Origin of the sequence: Corynebacterium glaucum, from assembly GCF_030408855.1 — a bacterium.
Taxonomy (GTDB): domain Bacteria; phylum Actinomycetota; class Actinomycetes; order Mycobacteriales; family Mycobacteriaceae; genus Corynebacterium; species Corynebacterium glaucum.
The window spans coordinates 26,874-52,163 of sequence record NZ_CP047358.1; the positions used below are offsets into that span (position 1 = coordinate 26,874).

Here is a 25,290-nt window from a genome sequence, read left to right on the forward strand (position 1 = left end):
AAAGGCATCTGTTTCCATGCGTGGGAATTTTGCTTCGACTCGGCTGTCAGCCTCGGCACCCCTGGACAGCCCGTTCGAGGTTGACCAGTACTCGCCGGTGGTGAAGCACCACGGCACGCGCACAGCGCTGAGTTTTGAGCTCATCCCGCCGCGCAACAGCACAGATTCCGCCAAGCTCGATGAGCTTATCCAAGGCTTGGCCGCCTACCACCCCGACTACGTCTCGGTGACCAGCTCTATGCGCAGCGACTGGCTGGCCGGCACCTCGGCACTCATCGAGCGCATCGCAAGCACTACAGATCTTCGCCCGATCGCGCACCTCGCGTGCACCGCCGGGCCGAAGGTCGAGCTTGAGGGGTGGATTCGCCAGCTTATCGACGTCGGCGTTCGCGGTTTTCTCGCGCTTCGGGGGGACCTGCAGCCGGGGCAGACTTCGCTACCAGAGGGCTACCTCCCGTACGCCACCGATCTTCTGAACCTGATCAATAAGGTGCAGGAGGAAGAGGCGTTCCGCCTAGCGGCGGGCAAGCTGGCGCTGTCGGTGGCGTGCTACCCCTCGGGGCACGCGGAGTCGAAGCACTTCGACCACGATCTGGACGTGCTGTTGGCGAAGCAGCGCCTCGGCGCAGATTTCGCCATCACGCAGCTGTTTTTCGACGCCTCGGATTACCTCGAGTTCGTGGAGGTGGCGCGCCTCGCGGGCGTGCGCATTCCGCTCATCCCCGGCATCATGCCCATCACGAGCTTGGCCAGGGCCAAGCGAATGGGCGAGCTGTCGGGATTGCAGGTTCCAGAGGCCGTCGAAAAGCGACTTGCTTCCGCAACTTCCCCTGAGGAGGAGTATGAGCTGGGCATGGAGCTTTCGGCTGAGCTCACGCGGACGATCTTGGACGCCGGGACCGGCGGCCTGCACGTGTATACCCACAACAACCTTGCCGTGACTCGCGACCTGCTTGGACGCGTCGGCATTCAACAACCGTAATTTAGTTTAAGGACAAGCAATGACTGTACCTTTTCCCAAGGCGACGATTGAAGGCTACCCGCGCATCGGCGCGAACCGCGAGCTGAAGCAGGCGTTGGAGAGCTACTGGGCTGGCCGCATTGACGCGGAGACCTTCCGCTCCACCACCCGCGCGCTGCGCATTGACACCTACAACCACCTGCGCGACCTCGGCCTGACCGAGGACTACGCGATTCCGGCTGATGTGGCGTACTACGACCAGGTGCTGGAGACCGGCCTGACTGTCGGCCTGATTCCGGGCGGCACCGACCTGGATGAGGAGTTCGCGCTTGCCCGCGGCAACGACACCCGCGTGCCGCTGGAGATGACTAAGTGGTTCGACACCAACTACCACTACCTCGTGCCCGAGATCGCCGAAGGCCAGGACATCACCCCGGCCCCGGAGCGCGTGCTTCGGCTGGTGGAGGAGGCAGGCGAAGCCGGCCACAAGGTGCGCCCGTACCTGGTCGGCCCGGTCACCCTGATCGCGCTGTCGAAGCCGGCCGAGTGGTCGCTGTTGCCGGCGCTGGTTGAGGCGTACGCCGAGGTCTTCCGCGCGCTGAAGGACGCCGGTGTGGAGTGGGTCCAGGTTGCAGAGCCAGCCGTCGTGGCCGACCTGTCCACCGCGGACGCGGAGCTTGCCAACTACCTGCGCCAGGCCTGGAGCCAGCTGCTCGCCGAGGAAGCCCGCCCGCAGGTCTACCTGACCACCCCGTACGGCGCGGCGCGCGAGGCGCTGTCAGTGCTCGGCGAGCTCGCCCCGGAGGCGCTGCACGTCGACCTGTCACCGTGGACCCTGGATTCCGATTCCGGCTATCCGGAGCGCGTGCGCGCGCAGGTTGCGGATTCCACCACCCTCGTCGCCGGGCTTATCGACGGCCGCAACGTATGGGCCGCCAACCTGCGCGTGAAGGCGGAGGTGCTGGAGTCCTTGGGTATCGCCGACGACGCACACGTGTCCACCTCCACCTCGCTGCAGCACGTGCCGCACTCCCTGAACGCGGAGAAGAACCTGCCGGTGGACGTGGCCAACTGGCTGTCCTTCGCCGATGAGAAGATCGGCGAGATCCAGGCGCTGGTCGCTGGCGAGGCAGGCGCTTCCGACGCCTTCGCACGTTCCGATCGCGCCGTTCGCACCCGCGCCGAGTCCGAGCGCACCCACAACGCAGACGTGGCCGCCAAGGTCGACGCGCTGCCGACCGGCACCGTCCAGCGTGAGCCGTCGTTTAGCGAGCGCAATGCTGCCCAGCGCGAGGCCCTTGGCCTGCCGCTGCTGCCGACGACCACTATCGGCTCCTTCCCGCAGACCCAGGAAATCCGCAAGGCGCGCGCCGATCACCGCGACGGCACCTTAAGCGACGATCAGTACACCGAGGCGCTGCGCGAGGAGATCAAGCAGGTCATCGCGCTGCAGGAGGAGATCGGCCTGGACGTGCTCGTGCACGGCGAGCCGGAGCGCAACGACATGGTGCAGTACTTCGCAGAGCTTCTCGACGGCTTCGTGGTCACCGAGAACGGCTGGGTCCAGTCCTACGGTTCCCGCTGCACCCGTCCGCCAATCGTGATCGGCGACGTCTCCCGCCCGGCGGCGATGACTGTCGAGTGGTCGCAGTACGCGCAGTCCCTGTCCGAGAAGCCGGTCAAGGGCATGCTCACCGGCCCGGTGACCATCCTCGCGTGGTCCTTCAAGCGTGACGATGTGCCGCTGGCCGTCTCCGCCGACCAGATCGCGCTTGCGCTTGCCGACGAGGTGCGTGACCTCGAGGAAGCCGGCATTAAGGTCATCCAGATCGACGAGCCGGCGCTGCGCGAGCTGCTGCCGCTGCGCGCCGACGAGCGCCCCGCCTACCTCGACTGGGCGGTGCGCGCCTTCCGCCTGGTTTCCCTGCAGGCGAAGCCGGAGACCCAGATCCACACCCACCTCTGCTACTCCGAGTTCGGCCAGATCATCGACGCAGTCGCCGGTCTGGATGCCGACGTGACCTCCATCGAGGCCGCACGATCCAAGATGGAGCTGCTCGAGGACATTGACGAGACCTTCCACTCCGAGATCGGCCCAGGCGTGTGGGACATCCACTCGCCGCGCGTGCCGTCCACCGAGGAGATGGCGGGCCTGATCCGCGCCGCACTGGAGAACGTGCCGGCCGAGCGCCTCTGGGTGAACCCGGACTGTGGTCTGAAGACCCGCGGCTACGCCGAGGTCGATCCGTCGCTGCGCAACATGATCGCGGCCCGCGACGAGGTGGCCCAGGGCCTGTAGTTTCTGCAGGGTCTGTCGGGCCTTGCAGGCCTCACGCGGCTCGGGCGCGGATGTCGGTACTGTGGAACGCATGACTCAAAAGACACAGACGATTACGTTCCACACCAACCACGGCGACATCGTTGTTGACCTCTTCGGCAACCACGCCCCGAACACCGTGGAGACCATTACCGGCCTGGCTACCGGCGAGCGCGAATACTCCGCGCAGAACGCGTCCGGTTCCACGTCCGGCCCGTTCTACAACGGTGCGATCTTCCACCGCATTATCCCGGGCTTCATGATCCAGGGCGGCGACCCGACCGGCACCGGCACCGGTGGCCCGGGCTTCCAGTTCGCCGACGAGTTCCACCCGGAGCTGCAGTTCGACCGCCCGTATCTGCTCGCAATGGCCAACGCTGGTCCGGGCACCAACGGCTCGCAGTTCTTCATCACCGTCGACGCAACCCCGTGGCTGAACAACCGCCACACCATCTTCGGTGAAGTCACCGATGAAGCGTCGCGCAAGGTTGTCGACGAGATCGCCAACGTCAAGACCGGCCAAATGGATCGTCCGGTTGAGGATGTGGTGATTGAATCGGTGGACGTTGCTTAAGGCGTCGATAAGCGAAAAGCTCTAGCCCCCGCACTGGCCGCGGGGGCCTTTTCCTCTTTTCTCCCATGTTGAAGACCCAGTTCAAAGGTGCGCCCGCGACCGCTGTGATTGCGGTGCTGTGCTGCGTGGTGTTTGTGATCACTGCGGTGCAGGCGCGATCGATCACCGATGTGGTGTGGGATTCTTGGCTCGGCTCCAACATGATTCTGTGGGGCCCGCTTGTCGACGGCCCCGGGTACCTGCGGGCCCTCACCGCCGGGTTCCTGCATCTGGACATCACGCACCTGTTTCTCAACGTGGTGCTCTTGACGGTCATCGGCCCGCCGATCGAACGGCAGGTGGGCACCGGTCCGTTCGCGGTGGCGTATGCGGCGGCGGGGCTTGCCGCCTCGGCCGCCGTGCTCGCGTTTAACTTCGCAGTCCCCACCGCGGGAGCGTCCGGTGCACTGTATGCACTCATGGCAATCTTTGTCGCAGTTGCTTCACGACGGTCCGCCGATCTCCGCGCGCCGCTCGTCCTGATCGCCGTCAACGTGGTGTACACCTTCATCGCCCCGAACGTGAGTTTCTGGGGGCACGCAGGCGGTTTAGTCGCGGGCGCTGTGTTGGCGTGGCCGTTGACGTCGGCGAATGCGCGGGTGCGGTGGGGGACCGCGTGGATCGGCCTGGTTTTGGCCGCGGTAGCGGTGTGGCTGCCGACGCTGCCGACGTCGCAGATGTACACGTAGCGGCTAGCGCGCTCTCTGCATATGCGCTCTGCGCGCGGCCCCTGTGTGCGTCCGGCCTGTGCGTGCGCACAAACGTTCGTTCCACGCCGCGGAATCCGGCGCTTTTCCGCGCGGATTCGGTGCCATCGCGGAGTTATCCACAGTTGCGAAAAGACGTCTCCTGTTCACCTCTTTGCAACCTTTCCACTGGTTGTCCCCAAACTTGGGAGGGGTGTGAGTATCCACAGGTTTTGTGCACACTGTGGATACTCACACCTGTGTTATTCCTCGAACAGCGAGTCATAGGCGCCTTAGAACCCCTCTTAAGGCCGTTACGGACCGCAGATTTTAGTTTCGAAGCGAGTAGTGCACAGCTTTATCCACAGGTTGTGAGATTCTTGAAAGACTCATCGCACTCCACAGCCTGTGAATAAAGCTGTACATAGTGTGTGCAAATTGTGACCAAAGAAATCTGAACAAACGAGGGTAGTGTTTACCTGGCGCCCTGTCACAAAACTCGGATTGCAGGTGTCGGATCCAGCCCAAAATCGCACGCTCGTTCAACCGGTGATTGCGCCACTTTGATTGGAAGGTGGCTCGGTTGGGTTGGAATTCGAAGCAGCGGCGTGAGGCGGCTGTGGCGAGGGTGGTGGACGGTTGGATTCCCCGCTATTGGCTCTGATAGAGCCAAACCCGGATAGTTAGTGCCCTCTATGTGTGCAGCAGCACACGTAAGGGATCGCAACTATCCGGGTTTGGCGAAATTGTCCGGGTTTGGCCCCGACGAGGCCGGGACGGACGGATGGGAGAGATGGGAGAGCTGGGAGAGCTGGGTGGGCTGGGAGGGAGTTAGCGCCAGCCCATCGTCATAAGCAAACCAGCGATCATGCCGGAGAAGCCGATGAGGTAGTTCCAGGGGCCGAGCTCGGCGAGGAACTGTACCTGGTCACCGGCGAGATAGAAGACAATGATCCAGCCGAGGCCGAGAAGCATCAGGCCGAACATGATGACCTTGTACCAGGTCGGGGTGCCACCTGTGTTGATCTTCACCGGGGTGCGCGAAGCACCCGCTGAGGTCGTCGAAGCCGGGCGGGTGGTGTCTCTGGTGACTTTTGCCTTAGGCATTGCTCGTTCGGGTCCTTTCGTGCTCACCAAGCGGTCGGCGTAATGGTATCACCGGCACTGATCTCCTAGTTATTCATCGGATTGAGTTTGGCCGGGTCAAACTCCCAGAGGTTGTAGCCAACAGTTTGGTCCTTGCGGATCAACTCGCCCGCCTCGACTTCCTGGTGGCCGATCTGGCCGACGTCGACAAGTGCGCCCGTCGACACGGTCGGCCCGGCAACGAGGCGACCAGTCCAGCCAGCTTCACGCAGCAGCTTGTCCGCCTCAGTCGGCGTCATGCGGGTGATCTCCGGCATCTTCATCAGCATGTTGTTGGAAACGCGCAGCTCAACGGTGGTTCCGCTGTCGACTTCACTGCCCGAACCGGCAACAGCGAGCACCTCGCCGTCGGGGCGTTCGGAGTCGACGCGGCTCACTGTAGATTCCAGGTTCAGCGACGCCAGGGTGGCGGTCGCCTGGTCGACGTCGAGGCCGACCAAGTTCGGGACCTTCACCTTCGCGCGACCGTCGGAAACCGTGACGGTCACCTTCGACCCCTTCGAGATCTGGGAGCCAGCAGCCGGGTGCTGGGAGATGATCACGCCGTCCGGCGCGGAATCGGAATGCTCGCGGTGGATGTCCTCGTTGAGCTCCAGACCAGCTTCCTCCAATGCCTCGGCCGCTTCCTGGGCGGTGAGGCTGGTGATGTCGGGCACGTCAGTCAGCTCACGGCCAGAGGAGACGTTCAAGGTCACCAGCGTGCCAGCGGCCAGCTGCGAGCCAGCGACCGGGTTGGTAGCAATGACGTTGCCGCGCGGAACTTCCGGGTGCGGCTCATCAGAGATCACAACCCGGAATCCCAAGCCTTCAAGTTCGCTCTGCGCGTCTTGGCGCGGCTTGCCTGCCACGTCGGGCACGGCGATCATGTTCTCCTGCACCTTGGCGGGGTCTTCGTTGTCACCGGAGAAGTACGAGTATGCGAACCACCCGGTGGCGCCCAGCAGCACCAGACCTAGCAGGGCAGCAACCCACTTCATCCACCCGGAGTCGTTCTTGCTGTTCGCGCGGCGGTGGTCCGCGTAGCGAGTGGAACCAGCCGAAGCGCCGGAACTGCCCGCGCGACGGGAACCCGCGACACCAGCCGCACCGGCCGCACCCGCGGCTGCGCCAGCGCCTGCACCGCCACGCGGCACAGGCTCGCGACGCACCGGCGGACCGCCCCGTACGGCGGTGCCCGACACTGACGTGGCATCCGGTGTCGCACCGTAGTCCGACTCCGCTGCCGCAAGGTATGTGCGCGCCGCGTTGGTCACGGAACCGCGCTCCAAAAGCGCGAGGTCACTGCCCATTTCGGTGGCCGTTTGGTACCGGTCGGCCGGGTGCTTCGCCATAGCGGTGAGAATCACCGCGTCGACGTTGACCGCTTCGTTCGGCGACAAGGAGTACGCAATCCGCTCGCTCGGCGGCTCCGGATCTTCCTGCACATGCTGGTAGGCGACGGCAAACGGCGACTCGCCCTCAAACGGCGGCGTCCCGGTCGTCGCTTCGTACAATACGCACCCAAGCGCGTAGAGGTCGCTGCGCGCATCCGCTGGTTTCCCGCGCGCCTGCTCCGGCGAGAGGTACTGTGCGGTGCCAATCACTGCGGATGTCTGCGTCATCGCGGAGGTGGAATCATCGATCGCACGCGCGATGCCGAAGTCCATCACCTTCACTTCGCCGGTGTTGGTGACCATGATGTTCGCCGGTTTGATGTCGCGGTGGATAATGCCCGCGTCGTGGCTGGATTGCAGCGCGCGGGTGACCGGGATCATCATCGCCGCTGCTTCCGGCGGCGGCAGCGGTCCGTCGGCGCGCAGGATGTCTCGCAGGTTACGGCCCATGAGCCGTTCCATCACAATGAACGGCACATCGATGTCGTCGACAAGCTGAGAGCCCGTGTCGTAGACTGCAACGATATTGGGGTGGTTGAGCCGAGCCGAGTTTTTGGCCTCCTGGCGGAACCGCTCGCGGAAGTTCTCGTCGCGGGCCATGTCGACCTTGAGCATCTTTACGGCAACGTTGCGGCCAAGCATGGTGTCCTTGGCTGCGTAGACGTCGGACATGCCGCCGGTGCCGATGATGTCGCCGAGCTCGTAGCGGTCAGCGATTCTCATGGGTTACGGGAGACCTCCTGTGACGGGTGGAAAGTAGGACAATTCTATCCCACCGTTACCCTGACCAGGCTGTTGCGGCGCGGGACCTTCCGCCGGATTTTGCGGCTGCGGTTGCTGCGGGGCCGATTGTTGCGGCTGTTGGGGCACTGGAGACGGTGATGGCGAAGGCGTGGGCGTCTGCTGCTCCGTCGGCAATTCCGGAGACGGTGACGGCGACGCAGTGGGCTCCTCGGCCTCGGACGGCGACGGCTTCGGGGTGTCCGACTCCACCTTCAGCGTGCCGGGTTCGGACTGCTCGTGGGACGGACGTCGCCGCGAGGGCTCCGTCACGGTCACCGTCGGCTCCTCCTCAACGGTTGTCTCCGTCTCAGTCACCGTCGTCTGTGTGGACGTCGGCGCAGTTCGCTGGCCTGAGATTCCGTTGAATGCCCCGCTCGTCCAAGCCCACGCGGCCCCGCCTCCTGCCAAGGCAAGCAGCAGCAAACCAGCAATCCACGGCCCAGCTTTCGAGGACTTTTGCTTATCGACGGCCCCTTGCGCGCTCCCAGCCGAACCCGGTACCGAGCCTGCGGCGCGCGCCGGCGTCAGATGCGCTTCGGGGCGCATTTGAGGTGGTGCGGCCTGGTGGCTCGCCTGCACCGCGCGCGCCGCCGATGGAGGGTAGGCGCCGGCGGGACGGGTGGTGCGTTCCTCCGAGACGTCGGCAAGCATCTGTGTTGAAGCGGTGGGCGATGGCTCCGTGGCAATGACCTGGGTGCGGCCCCCCGGTTGTGCTGGGCGCTCGCCTTCGCGTACCTGGTGGACGGCGAGCTGCAGCTCGTTGCCGTCGGCGAAGCGCTGCGCGGGATCCTTGCGTAGGCCGATCTCGATGAGCTCGCGGGTCTGCGCCCCGACGGTGATGGGCATCGGAGGCGGCTCGTTGCTCACGTGCGCGAGCGCGACCGACACCGAGGAGTCGCCGGTAAACGGCCGCTTGCCGGTGAGCATTTCGTAGCCTACGACGGAGAGCGAGTAGACGTCCGAGGCAGGGCCCACGTCGAGGCCCTGCGCCTGCTCCGGGGAGACGTACTGGGCGGTGCCGACCACCATGCCAGTGCGGGTAAGCGGGACTGCGGCGGCGGCTTTGGCAATGCCGAAATCCGTGATTTTGATCTGACCGTTCTGGGTCACCATGAGGTTGCCCGGTTTGATGTCACGGTGCACCAGGCCCATGCGGTGGATTACCGCCAACCCGTGTGCAGCCTGCTCGAGCACGTCGAGCGCAAGCGGCTCGTCGAGCTGGCCTTCACGGGCGATGAGATCGGCGAGCGACTCGCCGCGGATGTACTCCATGGCGATGAAGCACATTGAGAACCCGGCGGGGCTTTCCACTTCGCGGTAGTCATAGGTTGCCACCACGTTTGGGGAATTGATGCCCTCAGCGGCGAGCGCCTCGTTTCTGAACCTGGCGAGGAACTCCTCGTTGGAGGAGAACTCGGGGCGCAGCACTTTGAGCGCCACTTCGCGCTGGTTGGCCACGTCGTCGGCGAGCCAAACGGTGGACATGCCCCCGTGGCCGATGATCCACTGCAGCTGGTAGTCGGCGCCGATGAGGGCCTGCAGGTCGTCGCGGTTTTCAGTGTTCATCTTCGATCACCTCGAGGGCTTTTCGGCGTTCGGGGCTGGCGCCGGGGCTGGCGCGGCGCGCAGCACCGCCCGCCCCAACGGGGCGGAAACTTGGCCGCCGGTCGCGCCGGCTCCAGCGTTGCCGCCGTTTTTCACAACTACTGCCACGGCGACATCTTTGTCCTTGTCAAAGGCGACGTACCAGACGTGCGGGTTAGCACCCTCGGCGTGCTCAGCGGTACCGGTCTTTGAGGCGAACGCGTTGCCGTCGTAGCCGTATGTGGAACGCTCCGAACCGAGCATAAGTCCCCGAATCGTGTCAGCTTCTTCGGGAGACAGGGCCTCGTTGAGCATTTTGGGTTCGGTGGCAGACACCTCGGTGAGGTCGGGGCGCAGCACGCGGCGGACCACGTATGGCGCCATGCGCTTGCCATCGTTCGCCACCACCGATGCCATGACTGCGGCCTGCAGGGCCGTCATGGTCACATCGCGCTGGCCGATCGAGGATTGCGCCAACTCCGCCTCGCCCGGCAAGTCACCGAGCGAGCCAGACGCGGCCGGCAGCCCAAGGTCGTAGCGCTCGCCGACACCGAATGCGGTTGCCGCCTCGCGCAGCCCGTCGGCACCGGTGGCCAGAGACATTTCCACGAACGCAGTGTTGCAGGACAGCGCGAACGCGGTGGCTAGGGTGACTTGCCCGCCACCGCCACCGCCGCAGGCCTGGTCGCCGTAGTTGGTCAGCGGGATCTCGGTGCCCGGCAGGACGGTCTGCGCGGCGCCGGTGAGCATGGAATCTGGCGTGTAGCCTGCGCGCAGGCCTGCGGCTGTGGTGATGATTTTGAAGATCGACCCTGGTGGCAGTTGCTCCTGCATCGCGTGGTTGAGCAGCGGGTTGCCCGGCGCCTCGGTGACCGCGCCCCAGGCTTCGTCGGCGGTGGCAGGGTCGGCGATTAGGTTCGGATCGTACGAGGGTGACGACGCCATGGCCAACACCTCACCGGTCGACGGGCGCAGGGCTACGATGGCACCTTCGTAACCGGGGTTGGAAAGCTGGTCGTACGCCAGCGCCTGCAGCGAAGGATCGATGGTCAGCTCAACCGAGTTACCCATCTGGTCCTGCTCCTGACCGGTGCGCAGGAAGCGCGATGCGCCGCCGCGCTTTTCACCGGTCAGCTCTGCGTTGAACCCGGCTTCCAACTGCGCGGTGCCGAACTGGTTGGAGACGTAGCCCAACACCGGCGCAAACGAGTACGGCATGTTCGGGTAGGTGCGCTGGTAGTAGTCGGATTCGTTCTTGAACGACTCGGCCAGCACCTCGCCGCCGGCGCTGATCTGGCCGCGGTTGATCCGCTTTAGCTCCGAGGTGATGCGCGCGTTGCGTGAGTTCTGGGCGTACTCCTCTTCACGGAAGCCCTGAACCACCGAGTAACTGATCAGCAGGGTGATGATGAGGAGCAGTGAAAACGATGCTCCGAAACGGATGGACTTGTTCATTGGGCGGCCACCTCCTCAGCAGCGCGAGCCGCGCGGCGTCGACGCCCGCCAGGTGCCGCGGTCGGCGCCGCCGCGTCGGACTCTGCCGGGCGGTTCGCCAAGTTCGAAATTCGCAGCAGCAAGCCCAGCAAGATGTAGTTGGCCATGATGGAGGAACCGCCCGCAGACATGAACGGAGTGGTCAAACCGGTCATCGGCAGCATCGACGAGACGCCGCCGGCAACCACGAAGATCTGGATTGCGATCATGGTGGAAAGACCCGCGGCCAGCAGCTTGCCGTAGGTGTCGCGCAGCTGCAGCGCGGTTTGGAACCCGCAGGTGAAGAAGATGGCGAACAGGCACAGCACGCTGGCTACGCCGATCAGCCCGAGCTCCTCGCCGATCGCGGCGAGGATGTAGTCCGAGTGCGCAACAGGCACCAGGTCGGGGTGGCCGTATCCAAGTCCTGTGCCCGTCAGTCCGCCCCAGCTCAAGGCGATCAGCGCGTTGGCGGGCTGGTTGCCAAACGTGTCGAAGTTGGAAAACGGGTCGATGAAGTTGGCCACACGGTCCTGGATCTTCGAGCTGATCTGGTACACCGCGTAGCCGCCAACCGCCACCAGGCCGACACCGATGAGCAGCCACGAAGCACGGCTCGTAGCGAAATAGACCATAGCCAGCACCGTTGCGAAGAGGATCAGCGCAGGACCGAAGTCGTTGGAGATGCCCATGATCAGGATTGCAATCGCCCACACCACCAGAATCGGCGCGAGGTCACGAAGGCGCGGGAACGTCATGCCCAAAAACCGTCGGCCTGCCACGGTGAACAGCGCGCGCTTCTGCGTGAGCAGCTGCGCGATGAAGATCAGCAGCAGGATCTTGGAAAACTCGCCGGGCTGGATGGAAAACGGTCCCAGCCAGAGCCAGATGCGGGCTTCCTCAAACCCCGGTGGCTGCGGCCACACCAGCGGCAGCGCCAGCAGGATCAGACCCACCAAGCCGAGCAGGTAGGCGTAGCGCGCAAGCGCCTTGTGGTCGCGCACCACGATCAGGGTGAGCACCATTAGCACCACGCCGACCAGCGACCACATCACCTGGCGCTCTGCGAGCGGTCCCACCAACGGCCGTTCCGCGAGGTCAAGCCGGTAGATCACCACCAGCCCGATCGCGTTGAGCAGGGAAACCACCGGCAGCATCGTCTGGTTCGCATGCGGCGCCAAAAACCCGATTGCCACATGTGCGATGGCGTACACCAGGACAAACCCGCCCACCAAATACAGCATCTCGGTGGTCAGTGCCCGGCCTTGGCTCATCTCCAGGCTAAAGAGCATCAGCAGCAGCAACCCCGCCGAGCACAGCAACAGCAGCAGCTCGCGGCTGCGTCCAAGCAATCCCGTCACTTCTTCACCTCCCGGCACTTGGCCGCTCCCTCAGAGGAGCTCTCTTGCTTATCGACGCACACCGGCAACGCCTCTTCAGCCAGCCTGCTCAACACCCCGAGAACGTCATCGTAGGTGCCGCCGCCGAAGCGCTCGGCGGCATCCTGCTGGTTCTGCGGCAGATCGTCTTGCCCGAAAATGTGACAGTCGGTGTGCTCCATATCCACAATCTGCAGCCGATTGCGCTCGTCGATGCACGCGCGCTGCATTGGCTCGCGTTTGGACTGGCTGCCGTGCTCGATCACAAAGGCGCCGTCGTCCTCGACGGAGAGAAAATACTGGTCAGCGACACGACTTTTCGCCCACATCACGCCGGCGAACACCAGAATCAACGCGAGCAGCAGCGCGCCGACTATCCACGGCCACCGAGTCTTGTTGGACTTTTTAGGCCGTTGGGGACCCTCCTCGTCGTCGCCGCCGACATCCGCGGGCTGGGTCTTCGCTTTGTTGTGGTCCGGCTCGATCGTCTCGGACTTGCGCAGCAGCGCCGCCGCCCGGCTCGCAGCAGAACTCGGGTGGGTGGATTCAAAGGCTGGAGCCAACGCGCCGGCTACAGCAGGGGTCGAAGCTTGTTCGCTTGTCGACGGCCCACCTGCGACCACATCGGCCACCACAACCGTGATGTTGTCTGGGCCGCCGGAGCGCAGCGCGAGTTCGATGAGGCGCTGGGCCGCGACTTCCGGGGAGCCCTGGCCGAGTGCCACGCCGATGGTCTCGTTGGTCACCGGGTCGGATAGACCGTCCGAGCACAGCAGGTATCGGTCGCCCTCGCGGGCCTCCACGATTTCCAGGTGCGGTTCAACCGGGCGGCCGGTGTACGCCTTGAGGATCAGCGACTTCTGCGGGTGGGACGAGACGTCTTCGGGGTTGAGCTTTCCATCCTTGACCAGGGATTGCACGAAGGTATCGTCCACGGTGAGCTGGCGCAACGTGCCGTCGCGAAGCAAATAGCCCCGAGAATCGCCGACGTGAATCATGCCGAAGACCTCGCCGTTGAACATGAGGGCTGTGAGCGTCGTGCCCATGCCTTCTTGCTCCGGGTGCTTCGAAACCGACTCTTGGATGGCGGCGTTGCCGTCTTCTGCGGCGGCGCCGAGCAGAGCGAGCATGTCGGCATCTTCCGGATCTTTGTCCAAGTGCTCCAGGTGGGTGACCATGAGCTGCGAGGCGACCTCGCCGGCGGCGTGGCCGCCCATGCCGTCTGCGAGGGCGAGCAGGTGTGGGCCGGCGTAAGCGGAATCTTCGTTGTTGCCGCGCACCAGACCGCGGTCCGAGGTGGTGACGTAGTGCAGACGCAGCGTCGGCTTGGTCTGGTCTGTCATGGCACCAACCTCACAATCGTGCTGCCCATCTTGATGTCGGTGCCTACGGAGACCCGCTCCGGCTGGTCAATTCGCACCCCTTGGACAAACGTACCGTTTCTGGAATCCAAATCCTCGACAAACCATTCGCTGCCACGGCGGAAGAGTCGCGCGTGCCTGGAGGACGCGAAGTCGTCGCCGAGCTGGAAATCATTATCCGGCCCGCGGCCGATCGTCACATCTTCGACGCTGGCGATTTCCATGTGCGAGCCGCGAAGCGGGCCCTCGACTACGGCGAGTTCGCGGGCCTTTTCGCGCCTCACCGGAGTTGTGGTGGCCGACTGCCTGCGCACCGCGCCCGCCGCGCGCACCAGATCCTTGCGCTGTACCCACATTGCAAGCAGGATGAACAGCCACAGCAGGGCGAGGAGCCCGAAGCGGGCGCTCAAGATCACCGTGGAATCCATGGGCTGGCCTTTCTCTTCGAAGCCTGGGCGGGAGGTGCGTGCCGAGTGCTACATGCGGAAGAACTCGGTACCAGGGTATTCCCCGCGCTGCGCTGCCTGGGGTTGCTGCGCCTGCTGGGAGTGAGTCGCGGGGGGCTGAGCGCCGGGCTCGATAATGCGGACCTCGATGTGAGAGTGTCCGACGGTGATCACGTCGCCGTCGGCAAGCATCCAGTTTTCTACCGGCTCATCATTGACGGTGGTGCCGTTGGTGGACTGCAAATCCACCAGGACCGCGACCTCGCCGTCCCACGTAATCTCCGCGTGCTGGCGGGAGACGCCGGTGTCCGGCAGACGGAAGTCTGCCTCGTTCGAACGGCCGAGGATGTTCGAGCCCTCGTGCACGAGGTAGGTGCGCGAGGAACCGTCCTGCAGCAGCAGGCTGACGGTGGGTCGGCTGGATGCGCCGGGGTTCATGGAATTGGGTTCGGACATAGTGCTTTCTTGCTCCTGCGAGTGAGGGCCGCGCGAGCGCGCTGCCTTCGGAGACGGCTCAGCGTAGATCGCGTCGAAGCCGCTTGCCACATCGGGCACGGTATCAATGTAAGAAGACACCCGAAGTTGCCCGGTGCGCAAACCGGATTCCTCTGCGATTCGCACCACGGCGGGTCCGTCGAGGAGCCAGCCCTGGTTGCGTACGTACCGCGTGAGCTGCTCGGCGAGGTCTGCGGGCAATTCGCGTTGCTGGGAGAGATTCTCCAAATCTTTCGACGACACGCCGACGGCGTAGACGTTCGGCGCGATCAGCTCGTCGTTGTCTGTGACAACGACCGAATCCTGCGCTTCCTGCTTGATCAGCTCTTCGATCTCAGCTGGAACAACTTTCCCGCCAAAAACGGCGGCCATGGAGTTGTCCAGTCCGCGCTGGATGGAGCTATCGAGTTTGGCGAGCCGGTCCATGAACGACATATCCCCGCACCTCCTTTCCTGCACTCGGTGCGCGCTGGGCGATTGCGCTAGACATCAGCATGCGCTTTGGGTGTTTTACAGCGCCGTAATTATATGTTGCACGAGCGCATCGAACCTAGTGGAACTAGCGGCGAGGCGGTGCGGGAAAAACAAACGCCGCAACCCGGTACCGGGTCGCGGCGTGCTAGCCCTCTCGGGCAACGCCAACTTAGATGGCGGAGGAGAGCTGGTCGATCACGATGATCGGGAACTTCAGGATGGCGGAGATTGCGCCGACGAAAACGTTAACGAGGTTGTTGAGGATCTGGGTCATGATCTTCCCTTTCTGGAGGTTGAATTGAACAAGTCGCAGTTTAAGAAAGCTCTGAGGTGAACGGAAGCGATACGGTGGCGCCAGAAGTGTAGACAACGGAATCTTCAAAGTTAGTTTTCAGGTGGAAAGTTGGCCGTACTGGGTCGCCACTCGCGGGCGGATCGCCGACACACCCTGTGCGTTCAGCGGTAGGTGACGTGGTCGCGACCCGTACACCTGGCCCAAAGGTAACTTTCAGGTAACAGTCCCCCCAGATAGGGGTGATTCGGGGTTGCTGGGAGGGAGGAGTCACGGTACTCGGCCCTCGAGTCGCGTCTGCGCTCTTTGGCCGGTCATTCCGCGATGCGCTGGCGATTTGGTGATTCGCAGCACTCCGGTGCTATATTTATCGAGTCGCCCGCCCGGGTGGCGGAATTGGCAGACGCGCTGGCTTCAGGTGCCAGTGTTCGCAAGAACGTGGGGGTTCAAGTCCCCCCCCGGGCACAAACGAAACGCCCCGTAGTACCAGCTCAAACGGTACTGCGGGGTTATTCTTGTGCTATGAGCGACTCCTGTATTGACCTTGTGCAGCTCGACGCCACCGACGATCCGGACCAGGCACAGCACCTCCAGCGGTGGCTGCGCGAGCGAGCGTGGACGCGCGCGGCCGAAGCTGAGTTCAAGGCGCCGCACCCGACGACGTCGGAAAGCGGGCTGCTCCGGCTCACCGACGCGCTGGCGCCGAAGGGCATGCAGCTGCTGCGCAACGAACCGCGCGGTGAAATCGCGGTGACCATTACCTCCGGGTGGCGGGCATACACCGCAACGGCGAACTACGAGCCGCCCGCTTGCCCGGCGTGCGGCGAACGCGCCGAGCCAATAATCGGTGCGGAAAGTGCGGACCCGTTCATTGAAGTGGTGGGCTCGTGGTGGGAAACGCGCGTTGCGCCGGAGCACACCTGCCCGCTGTGCGACCACCGCGCGGTGATCACCGACTGGAACCTGGACAACGCAGTCGCGTGTTCGTCGCTCGCCATCACCGCGGAGATGTATGGGGCCGAGAACGATCTGCGGCAGGAGCTGGAGGGTGAATTCGGTGGTCAATGGGCGACAATGCACGAACATATTTAGGTATCGTTCATTTCATACGAGGATCGGTTCTCCTCCCCGGGCGGCGAAATCCGCGTCTCCGTGGTGTCGCACCGCTAGTGCCCACTGGCTATAGTCGCGTTTCGTGACCAGACAGCCCAGACCCGAGCCAACGACACCCGCCCAACGCTGGGCGTTTTTTGCCGTCATCTCGCTCGGGCTGTTTCTGATCAGTCTGGACAACTCGATCCTCTACACCGCGCTTCCGGAACTCAACGCCCAGCTGGAAACTACGCCCACGCAGGCGTTGTGGATTCTCAACGCTTACCCTTTAGTACTGTGCGGTCTGCTCCTGGGCACTGGTGCGCTCGGAGACAAAATCGGCCACAGGCTGATGTTCCTCTCCGGCCTCATGATCTTCGGCATCGCGTCCCTCACCGCCGCTTTTGCCCCTACCGCCTGGGTGCTGGTCGTCGCGCGCGGCTTCCTCGGTCTCGGTGCCGCCACGATGATGCCCGCCACCCTCGCACTGATCCGGCTCACGTTTGCCGACGAGCAGGAGCGCAACACCGCCATCGGCATCTGGAGCTCGGTCGCTGTCATTGGTGCCGCGGTCGGCCCGCTCATCGGCGGCGCACTCCTCGAGGTGTTCTGGTGGGGCTCGGTCTTCCTCATCAACGTGCCAATCGTCGTCGCTGCAATCGTGCTCACTGTCTGGCTCGCACCGGAAAACCTCCCCAACCCGCACAAGCACTTCGACGTGCTCTCCTCGGTCTACGCACTCATTGCACTGTCCGGTCTCACCGTGGCCATCAAAGAGGCCGCCAACCCGGATCGCACACCGGCCCTGCTCAGCGTCGCCATCGTCGCGGCGTTCATCGGAGCTGTCCTCTTCACCCGCCGACAGAACACACTCGTAGACCCACTGCTCACGTTCGACATTTTCCGCTCGCGCCTGTTTACCGGTGGTGTAATCGCGGCAGCAGGAAGCATGTTCGTACTCATCGGGGCCGAGTTGCAGACCGTACAAAAACTTCAGCTTGTCGACGCCCTGTCACCCCTCCAAGCAGGCTTCGCCGTAGTCGCCATGGCTGCCGGGGCGTTTCCCGCCTCGGTTCTTGGAGGCGCGAACCTCCACCGCGTGGGTTTCTTGCCATTGATTGCAGGCGGGTTCGCTGGCTGTGCCGGCGGCGTTGTCATGCTCGTGTGGGGTTCGCAGCTGCAGTCGTTGCCCGTCGAGGTGTCCGCGCTCGCGCTTGTCGGTTTATCTGCGGGCGCAGTGATGAGCGTGTCCTCGATCGCGATCCTGGGCGCAGCGCCAATGCACCGCTCTGGAATGGCGGCCGGTGTGGAAGAAGTGTCGTACGAATTCGGTACCTTGCTGACGGTGGCAATCACCGGGTCGTTGCTCGCGCGTTGGCAGCTGGTGAGTCAGTCCGTTGAATACGACGGTGCGTACACCTTCGCCTACCATCGCGTGCTCATCGTGCTCGCTGTGATCTCCGTCTTGTTGGCACTGGGCACCTGGTGGTGCTTCCGCGACAATCCGAAGTCGGGAGATGTAGCGCAGGAGGTTCGATGAAGATTGGAATCGTAGGAGCGGGCATCGCCGGCCTTGCTCTGGGGAACGCATTAGTACAGCGGGGCGTCGATGTTGAAATCTTCGAGCGAAGCGCGCGAGTTAGGGCCGGCGGCTCAGGAATCACCTTGGCCCCCAACGGTCTTGCTGCGCTTGATGCCTTGGGATTAGGGGAGCGGTTCCGCGCGCTGCAGGAGCAGCAGTTGCCCCTTCGAGGTGGGTTGAAGGATCCGCGCGGTACATGGCTGAGCCGCATCCCAGCCGAAGTCACGACACAATCACTCGCGATCAGCCGTGCGAAACTTCACGAACTTCTCAAGGACGGGCTTCCGGATGGGAGTCTGCACACTGGTGTGGAGGTTGTCGGCGCGAACCCGGAAACCGGTGAAATTGAGCTGGCATCCGGTGAGACCCGGAAGTTCGACCTTGTCGTTGGGGCGGATGGGATAAATAGCAGTGTCCGCCGATCATGCTTTGACGACCCCGGCACCAGGTATGCCGGGTATAACGCTTGGCGTGCGATTGCTCCGAAGATCGTCGGCCTCGAGTTCGGTTCTGAAACTTGGGGCTCGAAGGCGCGGTTCGGGGTCGTGCCGCTTCAAGACGGCTCAACGTACTGGTTCGCAGTCAAGACAGGTCCGGAAGCTCCAGCCGGGGCCGAGGAGACCCACCCAGACGCGTTGAAGGACGCGTTCAACCATTGGCACTATCCCATCCCGCAGCTCATCGCCGCGACCCCAGAACAGGACATACAGTTCCTACCCATCAGGGAGCTGGCGTCGCCGCTGCCTAGTTACACCAACGGCCGAGTGGTGCTGGTTGGAGATGCCGCCCACGCCATGACTCCGAACCTAGGTCAGGGCGCCTGCCAGGGACTTGAAGACGTAGCGGTGCTCGCCGACCTGCTGGGCGGTGCGGGGGACGGCACTGTGGATGACACTCTGGATCTCGCTCTCTACGACCAACAACGCGTGAAACGAAGCCAGCGCATTGCTCGACAGTCGCGATTGGTTGGAGATGTGGCACACACAGGAGGTCACAGGGTCGCGTGGCTTCGCAACCGCGTCTTGCAGGCAACTCCTGATGCCCTCACGGAGAGACAGACCAAGCGGGTGACCGATTGGCGCTGACCAATCACCGGGGTCACAGCCCGAAGACATAGTCGTGGCGGGTGAACGCCTCCGGGTCGGGGTCCGGGCCCAGGTGGAACACAGCCATGTGGACGCGGCTGGGGAGCCCGGAATCTGCAAAGTGCGCTTCGGGCTGCGCGTTGACCACGCCGTAGAACTGTGATGCGCCTTCCTCGACGCGGAGGTGGTCGACAATCTGGTCGGCGATGTCGCAGATGTCCGAGTGGCTGCGGTCCGTGGGAACTCGCGGGCGGAGGTTCTCAGGAAGCGAAGCGCGCATGGCTCTCACACACGCCACAAGCGCGAGCGCGTCGTGTTCGTCGCAGGCATGGAGTGCGCGGTTGGCGAGGGTACGCGCGAGCGCGGCGTCGCCGGATCCACTCCACTCGCGATCCGCGATGCAGGTCAGAGACGAGACAACCTCCGAAAGCAGTTGGGCCTGCCGAGCCATATCGGAGCGCGCCTGGACCTGAAACAAGAGCTGGGCGCAGGCGTGGACATAGGCGAGTGTCGCCACCGCCTCCACGGTTGGGGTGGTTGGCGTGGTGGGGGAGAGTTTGCGTTGCAAAGAGCCGTCGATAAGCATGCGAAGCTCCCGAGCCAAGCTGAAGGCTTCGCCGCTGCCGTCGTCGACAAGATGCGCGACGACGGTGACGCGACTGCTGCCGATGTAGCGGTCGATGGCGAGGAACGCGGTGTGGGTGTCGTCGAAGATGTCGATGGGAAAAACCATGCGGCCGGGACGGATGAAATCGATGTCCGGCAGGTTTTTGGTGAAGTGCCCGTGCAGGAGTGCCTTGTTCGGTGCGAGGCTGCGGGCGAACTGGGCGTTTGTCTGCGCGTCGTCGATCACGACGTAGCTTTGGGCCCAGGGAAGCGGGGCGGGCAAGGGCTGCGGCATGACAGCCGCAAGCTCCTCCCACGCGCCCATGCCGTCATCGACCTCGCATTCGCCGATGAGCTGCTCGGCGGCGATGGCCGTGCTGTGGAGGTAGGTGAACCGCGCATCGGCCCGCTCGAGGCGACCGAGGGACTCGCGCAACCGCTGAATGTGCCAGTACAGCTCGGACGGTGAGAGCTCCGCGGCGTCTCGGGCGAGGTCGAAACACTGGCGCGCGTAGGCCAGTTCGATGTAGGTGTCCATGGGGAGCGGATGCGTGTTCGAGGCGGGTTCCCAGCTGCGAAGGAACTCGGTCACGTCGGCCTCGAGTGTGTCCATCAGCTGCGGTGACGCGGTGCCCGTGATGCGCCAGGTGAATGCGTTGCCACCAAGGGTGATCGTGCCGCCGCGTGCCGTTTCCAAGTTCATGACCCGCAGTTAAGCAGACGGCACCGACATGGCTTGGGCTGGTCGAACGCTGGAATCGAACATGATTCTGCTCTGTAGACTCAAGCGCATGCCATTGCCAGTGCCACAGTACCTCGCTGACATCTTGGACACCGTCCGCGACCAGGACGAAGGGGAGAGGGCCGACTACATAGAGAAGCTGAAAAACGCTGATCCGGACAAGCTTGGTTTGGCACTATGCACGACCGCCGGACACCTGTACGCAGTGGGCGATTGTGAATACGAATTCTCCATTCAATCCGTGTCCAAGCCGTTTGTGTACGCGCTGGCACTGGACATCTACGGCCCTGAAGAAGTGCACAAATACGTCGGTGTAGAGCCGAGTGGCGAGGGATTCAACAAGCTTTCGCTGGATCGCGACGGCCGCCCAGCGAACCCGCTCATCAACGCAGGCGCGATCACAGTCAACCAGCTCATCGGCGGGCCGAACATTCCGGTGAAAGACCGTGTGGAGAAGATCCGCGACTATCTTTCGCGACTCGCCGGCCGCAAGCTTTCGATAGATGAGGAAATCTTCGAATCCGAAATCGCGGGCGCCGACCGCAACATGGCGATTGCGCACATGCTGCGCGAGGTGGGCATGGTTGTTGACGAAGCCTACGACGCCGTCTCCAGCTACATCTACCAATGCTCAGTGTTGGTGAATGTCCAAGACCTCGCGGTGATGGCGGCGACCCTGGCGAACGGTGGAACGCAGCCGATCACCGGTGAGAAGATCCTCAGCGCAGAAGCCTGCCGCGTGACGCAAGCGGTGATGGTTTCGGCCGGCATGTACGACGCGTCAGGGCGCTGGATGGTGCGTGTGGGCATCCCTGCAAAGTCCGGTGTTTCGGGCGGGTTGATTGGCACCATGCCCGGGCAGATGGGCATTGCCTCGCTCAGCCCCCGCCTGGACGAGAAGGGCAACTCCGTGCGAGGCGTGAAGATCTTCAACGAGCTCTCTGACGCGCTGGGGCTCAACCTGATGTCCTCCGACTTCTACATCGCGCCGGGGATTCGTTCCGTGCAGCGCAAAGGGCCGACCACTGTGGTGGAGCTGCAGGGCTCAATCAACTTCATCGCTGCGGAAAAGATCCTGCACGAGTTGGTGCAACGCGATCTCATTGGGGAGAACTTGGTGCTCGACGTGTCTGGGGTGACTTCATTCAACAAGGCCGGCCGCAAGATGATTAAGGACGGCTTGATGCAGTTCCGAGACCAGGGCGCGACTGTTGCGATCTACGACCCTGACGGCGCACTGCCGGACTACGAGTTTTCCGATGGGTCTATCGCCGAGTCCGTTGAGGACCTCACCGTGTCTTTCTCCGTGCCGGCGGCGCCGCGCCGAGTCTTCGACGCGATTACCAAACCACGGCACTGGTGGGAGGAACGGATCCAAGGCGAGGCCGATGCAGAAGGTTCCGAGTTCACCGTGGAGAACGACGGCCAGACGGTCGCACTGAAGGTCGAGGAAGCCGCCGACGGTAAGCGCGTGGTCTGGCACGTCGAAACGGCTGGCGACGAGAACGCTGACAGGGACTGGGACGACACCTCACTCATCTTCGACATCGAGGAGGGCGATGCGGGCAGCACCAAGGTCAGCTTCACCCACCGCGGCATGAGCCCGCATGACGACGCTTACGAGGATGCCGAGGAAACGTGGCGCGACCGCCTGCGGGAGCGGCTTGAACCGCTGCTGAGCCGCGTCGCCGAGGAGGAAGGCGAGGTCTTGTCGGCGGAAGAAAAGTAGTCTTCGAGACGGAAAATTAGTAGCGTTCAGGCTGGAAAATTCGTATGGTTAAGCTATGTCCTACCGTCACCGGGTCATCGATTCCCAGCTTGACCAGCTCCTTCCTCACGTAGCGGCAATCGCGATCGAGGGTCCAAAGGGCGTCGGCAAAACCGAAACGGCAAGCCGTCGCGCATCAACGGTGATGCAGTTGGACTCAGCCCAAGATGCGGCCGCGATCGCTGCAGACCCAACGTTCACCAGCTTCCAAACCCCCCTGCTCATCGACGAGTGGCAAAAACAGCCTGAATCCTGGGATCAGGTGCGCCGTGCTGTAGATGCCGGAGCCAGCCCCGGTAGTTTTCTAATGACAGGCTCAGCGACACCGGTCGCTGGCGTGGATACACACAGCGGGGCAGCTCGGATCGTTTCGCTTCGAATGCGTCCAATGGCGTTGTTTGAGCGACGCGGCTGGGAACCAGCGATCAGCTTGACGGAACTGTTCGCCAGCTCGGCCGACGTGGCCGCCAGTACGGATAAGACTCTGAGCGATTATGTTGACGCGATTGCGAGCAGCGGATTTCCCGGGTTCTACGAGGCTCCGCCCGTCGCGCGGAACCAGCAACTCGATTCCTACCTCGCACGCATTGTTGACCGCGACCTACCGGAGCAGGGATATTCTGCCCGCAACCCGGCGGCGCTGATGAACTGGCTGGCAGCCTACGCAGCAGCGAGTTCCACAACAACGAGCTACCAGGAAATCCTTGACGCTGCGACACCGGGCGAAGCCGACAAGCCGGCGAAAACCACCACAATTCAGTACCGGGAAAAACTCTCCCAAATCTGGATGCTCGATCCAGTTCCGGCGTGGGATCTACGGCGCTCACCGTTTGCCGGGTTGGCAAAATCCCCCAAGCACCAGCTTGCGGATCCGGCGTTTGTTTTGCGGCTGCTCGATATCCCTGCCTCGAAATTGACCACTCGCTTCAACTACATGCTGGGACCGCTTTTCGAATCTCTGGCCACACTCAGCGTCAGAGCGGCGGTGCAAGCCGTCTTCGGAAGGGTGGGGCACTTTCGAACTATTAAGGGGGATCGAGAGATCGACCTCATCGCCCAGGATCAGGACGGCAGCATCATCGCCATAGAGGTCAAGCTCACGGCAAACGTCACTGACGAGGACGTTCGGCACTTGACCTGGTTTCGCGACCAAATCCCCGATGATGTCGCCGACCTCGTAGTCCTGAACACCGGAACCCGCGCATACCGCAGGCCGGATGGAGTTGCCGTCATTCCGCTTGGGCTCCTCGGCGAGTAGGGCCCGGCCAATACCCCGAGTAGTACCTTGGTGGGCATGATCGAAGACACCATTTGGTGGCACGTGTACCCGCTCGGCGCGACCGGCGCCCCGATCCGCGACCGCGGCGACAACCCAAACGACGCAGATCACCGCCTCCGCCAGCTCGAGCCGTGGTTGGACTACCTCATCGAACTTGGCTGCAACGGCCTCCTACTGGGCCCGATTTTTGAGTCGGTCGGGCACGGCTACGACACGCTCGACCACTACCGCATCGATTCCCGCTTAGGCGATGACGAAGACTTCGACCACTTGATCGCCGCCTGCAAGGAGCGCGGCATCAACGTGATGCTTGACGGCGTGTTCAACCACGTCGCGCGTACCCACCCGTGGGTTGCCGAAGGGCTTGCCGGCGACACCGACTGGGAAGGCCACGGCGAGCTTGCCACCCTGCACCACGGAGATGAGCAGGTGAAACAGGCAGTCACGGGCATCATGCTGCACTGGCTGCGTCGCGGGATCGCCGGGTGGCGCCTCGACGTGGCGTATTCGGTACCCCCGGAGTTCTGGCGCGACGTGCTCGCCCGCGTCCGCGAGGAGTTCCCCGACGCGCTCATCCTCGGCGAGGTCATCCACGGCGACTACGCCGAGATCGCGCAGGCTGGCACCTTGGATTCAGTCACCCAGTACGAGCTGTGGAAGGGGATTTGGAGCTCGCTTCACGACGAAAACTTCTGGGAACTCGATCACGCGCTGGCGCGCCACCAAGCAATCGCGTCGAAGACACTGCCTAACACCTTCATCGGCAACCACGACGTCGACCGGATCGCCTCCAAGGTGGGCCAGGACAGGGCAATTCTCGCGCTTGCCATCCTCATGAGCGTGGCCGGCATGCCGAGTATTTACTACGGCGATGAGCAAGGGTTTGAGGGGTTGCGCACCGAGGGCTTTAGTGCCGACGACAGCGTGCGTCCCGCGTTGCCCGCCTCACCGAAAGAGCTCTCCCCATTGGGCAACTGGATCTACGTCGAGCACCAAAAGCTGATCGGGGTGCGCCGGCGCAACCGGTGGCTTACCCGCGCCACGACGGAGGTTCTGGACAAGACAAACGAGACGATCTCGTTCCGCTCCTTCAGCGACGACGGTGAGCTGCAGCTCGACGCGTGGGTGCAGCCAAAACCTGGCGTGCGGATCCACGCCGGGGGCGAGACGCTTTACGAGTGGTCTTAGGCGTTAATGCCAGGGACCTTGATGTTGAAGGAGTCGAGGATCCCGGCGAGCGCCTGGCGAACGAGTTCTAACACATCCGGCAAAACGACCGAGCCCATGTCCGCAACCGGCAGTTCAAAGGACGGCGAGTTTGCTGGCGCGAGGTTGAGCAGCACCGGGGCTTGACCCTGTTGCGCATTCCCGGGCTGCGAAGGCACCGGCTGCGCTGGCGCTGGCTGGTTGGGAGCTGGCTGGCTTGGTGCCGGCGCAGGTGCCTGCTGCTGTGCCGGCGCAGCACCGCCGCCCTTGAGGCCGCAGCGGGTGGCGGCTTCGTCGACACGCGCAAGCGCTGCGAGGATCTGCGGGCCGCGCGGATCGAAGCGGGCCACCATCTGGGCTTGGGCAACCTTGTTGTAGTAGTCTGCCTCGTCGGTCCAGTAGCGCTGGGCCTGTTCGCAGGAGATCGGGCCGGACGGCAGCGCGGCAAGCGCGTCGTCGACGATATCGGCAGAGGCGGTGGGGGAAGCGATGAGCGTACCGGCGACAAGCGCGGACGCAGCGAATGCGCGGATCTTCATGCGCATGA

20 protein-coding genes, 1 tRNA gene and 1 pseudogene are annotated in these 25,290 nt (G+C 63.5%); 12 read left to right on the forward strand and 10 right to left on the reverse strand.

What is annotated here, in order from left to right; translation table 11 throughout:
* Positions 1 to 16 precede the first annotated feature (16 nt).
* The 4 genes from CGLAUT_RS00125 (at position 17) to CGLAUT_RS00140 (ending at position 4,580) form a co-directional block, all read left to right on the forward strand.
* Positions 17 to 982: a methylenetetrahydrofolate reductase gene (locus CGLAUT_RS00125; protein WP_290185550.1), complete on the forward strand. Its 966-nt coding sequence runs from the start codon at positions 17 to 19 to the stop codon at positions 980 to 982.
* A 19-nt stretch (positions 983 to 1,001) separates the two neighbouring features.
* On the forward strand, positions 1,002 to 3,260 hold the full coding sequence (gene metE, locus CGLAUT_RS00130) for a 5-methyltetrahydropteroyltriglutamate--homocysteine S-methyltransferase (RefSeq protein ID WP_290185552.1): 2,259 nt from the start codon (positions 1,002 to 1,004) through the stop codon (positions 3,258 to 3,260).
* A gap of 70 nt (positions 3,261 to 3,330) precedes the next feature.
* On the forward strand, positions 3,331 to 3,852 hold the full coding sequence (locus CGLAUT_RS00135) for a peptidylprolyl isomerase (RefSeq protein WP_198304952.1): 522 nt from the start codon (positions 3,331 to 3,333) through the stop codon (positions 3,850 to 3,852).
* A 65-nt stretch (positions 3,853 to 3,917) separates the two neighbouring features.
* Entirely contained in the window at positions 3,918 to 4,580 is a 663-nt protein-coding gene (locus CGLAUT_RS00140; protein WP_095658946.1) for a rhomboid family intramembrane serine protease, read from the forward strand.
* A gap of 828 nt (positions 4,581 to 5,408) precedes the next feature.
* Here the strand turns inward: CGLAUT_RS00140 and crgA are convergent.
* From crgA to CGLAUT_RS00180, 8 genes are all read right to left on the reverse strand, one after another.
* Positions 5,409 to 5,684, reverse strand: a complete 276-nt coding sequence (crgA, locus tag CGLAUT_RS00145) for a cell division protein CrgA (protein ID WP_095658947.1) — start codon at positions 5,682 to 5,684, stop codon at positions 5,409 to 5,411.
* Between the two features lie 65 nt (positions 5,685 to 5,749).
* Positions 5,750 to 7,819 (reverse strand): Stk1 family PASTA domain-containing Ser/Thr kinase, encoded by a 2,070-nt coding sequence (gene pknB, locus CGLAUT_RS00150; RefSeq protein WP_290185554.1) that lies wholly within the window; start codon positions 7,817 to 7,819, stop codon positions 5,750 to 5,752.
* Positions 7,820 to 7,822: 3 nt separating this feature from the next.
* Complete coding sequence (locus CGLAUT_RS00155; RefSeq protein ID WP_290185556.1) at positions 7,823 to 9,445, reverse strand: serine/threonine-protein kinase; 1,623 nt, start codon at positions 9,443 to 9,445, stop codon at positions 7,823 to 7,825.
* Positions 9,446 to 9,451: 6 nt separating this feature from the next.
* The gene (locus CGLAUT_RS00160) at positions 9,452 to 10,918 is read right to left on the reverse strand and encodes a penicillin-binding transpeptidase domain-containing protein (protein ID WP_095658950.1); all 1,467 of its coding nucleotides are present in this window, start codon (positions 10,916 to 10,918) and stop codon (positions 9,452 to 9,454) included.
* On the reverse strand, positions 10,915 to 12,297 hold the full coding sequence (locus tag CGLAUT_RS00165) for an FtsW/RodA/SpoVE family cell cycle protein (RefSeq protein WP_232507130.1): 1,383 nt from the start codon (positions 12,295 to 12,297) through the stop codon (positions 10,915 to 10,917). Before CGLAUT_RS00165 ends, CGLAUT_RS00160 begins: the two co-directional genes overlap by 4 nt.
* A complete protein-coding gene (locus CGLAUT_RS00170) occupies positions 12,294 to 13,658 on the reverse strand; it encodes a PP2C family protein-serine/threonine phosphatase (RefSeq protein WP_290185561.1) in 1,365 nt (454 codons plus the stop codon). Before CGLAUT_RS00170 ends, CGLAUT_RS00165 begins: the two co-directional genes overlap by 4 nt.
* Positions 13,655 to 14,104, reverse strand: coding sequence for an FHA domain-containing protein FhaB/FipA (locus tag CGLAUT_RS00175; RefSeq protein WP_095658952.1), 450 nt, complete (start codon positions 14,102 to 14,104; stop codon positions 13,655 to 13,657). The genes CGLAUT_RS00170 and CGLAUT_RS00175 overlap by 4 nt, the downstream gene beginning before the upstream one ends.
* 48 nt (positions 14,105 to 14,152) lie before the next feature.
* Positions 14,153 to 15,052 (reverse strand): FHA domain-containing protein, encoded by a 900-nt coding sequence (locus tag CGLAUT_RS00180; RefSeq protein WP_095658953.1) that lies wholly within the window; start codon positions 15,050 to 15,052, stop codon positions 14,153 to 14,155.
* 712 nt (positions 15,053 to 15,764) lie between these two features.
* Between CGLAUT_RS00180 and CGLAUT_RS00185 the strand changes: the two genes are divergently transcribed.
* From CGLAUT_RS00185 to CGLAUT_RS00200, 4 genes are all read left to right on the forward strand, one after another.
* Positions 15,765 to 15,848: transfer RNA gene (locus CGLAUT_RS00185), tRNA-Leu, on the forward strand.
* Between the two features lie 57 nt (positions 15,849 to 15,905).
* A complete protein-coding gene (locus CGLAUT_RS00190; RefSeq protein WP_290185564.1) occupies positions 15,906 to 16,475 on the forward strand; it encodes a hypothetical protein in 570 nt (189 codons plus the stop codon).
* A 103-nt stretch (positions 16,476 to 16,578) separates the two neighbouring features.
* Positions 16,579 to 18,015, forward strand: a complete 1,437-nt coding sequence (locus CGLAUT_RS00195) for an MFS transporter (RefSeq protein WP_232507131.1) — start codon at positions 16,579 to 16,581, stop codon at positions 18,013 to 18,015.
* Complete coding sequence (locus CGLAUT_RS00200; protein WP_290185566.1) at positions 18,012 to 19,142, forward strand: FAD-dependent monooxygenase; 1,131 nt, start codon at positions 18,012 to 18,014, stop codon at positions 19,140 to 19,142. The genes CGLAUT_RS00195 and CGLAUT_RS00200 overlap by 4 nt, the downstream gene beginning before the upstream one ends.
* A 13-nt stretch (positions 19,143 to 19,155) precedes the next feature.
* Here the strand turns inward: CGLAUT_RS00200 and CGLAUT_RS00205 are convergent, their stop codons facing one another.
* Entirely contained in the window at positions 19,156 to 20,451 is a 1,296-nt protein-coding gene (locus CGLAUT_RS00205) for a hypothetical protein (protein ID WP_290185568.1), read from the reverse strand.
* Between the two features lie 88 nt (positions 20,452 to 20,539).
* On the opposite strand from CGLAUT_RS00205, the pseudogene CGLAUT_RS00210 reads away from it, so the two are divergent.
* The 4 genes and pseudogenes from CGLAUT_RS00210 to CGLAUT_RS00220 all read left to right on the forward strand — a co-directional run.
* Positions 20,540 to 21,778: pseudogene (locus tag CGLAUT_RS00210) on the forward strand (glutaminase); the annotation flags it as partial.
* A gap of 18 nt (positions 21,779 to 21,796) precedes the next feature.
* Positions 21,797 to 22,219 carry an SRPBCC family protein gene (locus tag CGLAUT_RS12170; RefSeq protein WP_343898725.1) on the forward strand — a complete coding sequence of 141 codons (423 nt, stop codon included), beginning with the start codon at positions 21,797 to 21,799 and terminating at the stop codon, positions 22,217 to 22,219.
* Between the two features lie 55 nt (positions 22,220 to 22,274).
* Positions 22,275 to 23,516 (forward strand): ATP-binding protein, encoded by a 1,242-nt coding sequence (locus CGLAUT_RS00215; protein ID WP_290185572.1) that lies wholly within the window; start codon positions 22,275 to 22,277, stop codon positions 23,514 to 23,516.
* Positions 23,517 to 23,552: 36 nt separating this feature from the next.
* Positions 23,553 to 24,725 carry an alpha-amylase family protein gene (locus CGLAUT_RS00220; protein WP_095658961.1) on the forward strand — a complete coding sequence of 391 codons (1,173 nt, stop codon included), beginning with the start codon at positions 23,553 to 23,555 and terminating at the stop codon, positions 24,723 to 24,725.
* Here CGLAUT_RS00220 and CGLAUT_RS00225 read toward each other — a convergent pair.
* Positions 24,722 to 25,288: a hypothetical protein gene (locus CGLAUT_RS00225; RefSeq protein ID WP_095658962.1), complete on the reverse strand. Its 567-nt coding sequence runs from the start codon at positions 25,286 to 25,288 to the stop codon at positions 24,722 to 24,724. The genes CGLAUT_RS00220 and CGLAUT_RS00225 overlap by 4 nt on opposite strands.
* Between the last annotated feature and the right edge of the window lie 2 nt (positions 25,289 to 25,290).

Bases quoted from the DNA above. Each gene is read 5' to 3' on its own strand.
- CGLAUT_RS00220 (WP_095658961.1), top strand. From the start codon at position 23,553: ATGATCGAAGACACCATTTGGTGGCACGTGTACCCGCTCGGCGCGACC.
- CGLAUT_RS00160 (WP_095658950.1), bottom strand. From the start codon at position 10,918: ATGAACAAGTCCATCCGTTTCGGAGCATCGTTTTCACTGCTCCTCATC.
- crgA (WP_095658947.1), bottom strand. From the start codon at position 5,684: ATGCCTAAGGCAAAAGTCACCAGAGACACCACCCGCCCGGCTTCGACG.
- CGLAUT_RS00125 (WP_290185550.1), top strand. From the start codon at position 17: ATGCGTGGGAATTTTGCTTCGACTCGGCTGTCAGCCTCGGCACCCCTG.
- CGLAUT_RS00170 (WP_290185561.1), bottom strand. From the start codon at position 13,658: ATGACAGACCAGACCAAGCCGACGCTGCGTCTGCACTACGTCACCACC.
- metE (WP_290185552.1), top strand. From the start codon at position 1,002: ATGACTGTACCTTTTCCCAAGGCGACGATTGAAGGCTACCCGCGCATC.
- CGLAUT_RS00135 (WP_198304952.1), top strand. From the start codon at position 3,331: ATGACTCAAAAGACACAGACGATTACGTTCCACACCAACCACGGCGAC.
- CGLAUT_RS00225 (WP_095658962.1), bottom strand. From the start codon at position 25,288: ATGCGCATGAAGATCCGCGCATTCGCTGCGTCCGCGCTTGTCGCCGGT.
- CGLAUT_RS00190 (WP_290185564.1), top strand. From the start codon at position 15,906: ATGAGCGACTCCTGTATTGACCTTGTGCAGCTCGACGCCACCGACGAT.
- CGLAUT_RS00200 (WP_290185566.1), top strand. From the start codon at position 18,012: ATGAAGATTGGAATCGTAGGAGCGGGCATCGCCGGCCTTGCTCTGGGG.
- CGLAUT_RS00215 (WP_290185572.1), top strand. From the start codon at position 22,275: ATGTCCTACCGTCACCGGGTCATCGATTCCCAGCTTGACCAGCTCCTT.
- pknB (WP_290185554.1), bottom strand. From the start codon at position 7,819: ATGAGAATCGCTGACCGCTACGAGCTCGGCGACATCATCGGCACCGGC.
- CGLAUT_RS00205 (WP_290185568.1), bottom strand. From the start codon at position 20,451: ATGAACTTGGAAACGGCACGCGGCGGCACGATCACCCTTGGTGGCAAC.
- CGLAUT_RS00180 (WP_095658953.1), bottom strand. From the start codon at position 15,052: ATGTCGTTCATGGACCGGCTCGCCAAACTCGATAGCTCCATCCAGCGC.
- CGLAUT_RS00175 (WP_095658952.1), bottom strand. From the start codon at position 14,104: ATGGATTCCACGGTGATCTTGAGCGCCCGCTTCGGGCTCCTCGCCCTG.
- CGLAUT_RS00140 (WP_095658946.1), top strand. From the start codon at position 3,918: ATGTTGAAGACCCAGTTCAAAGGTGCGCCCGCGACCGCTGTGATTGCG.
- CGLAUT_RS00155 (WP_290185556.1), bottom strand. From the start codon at position 9,445: ATGAACACTGAAAACCGCGACGACCTGCAGGCCCTCATCGGCGCCGAC.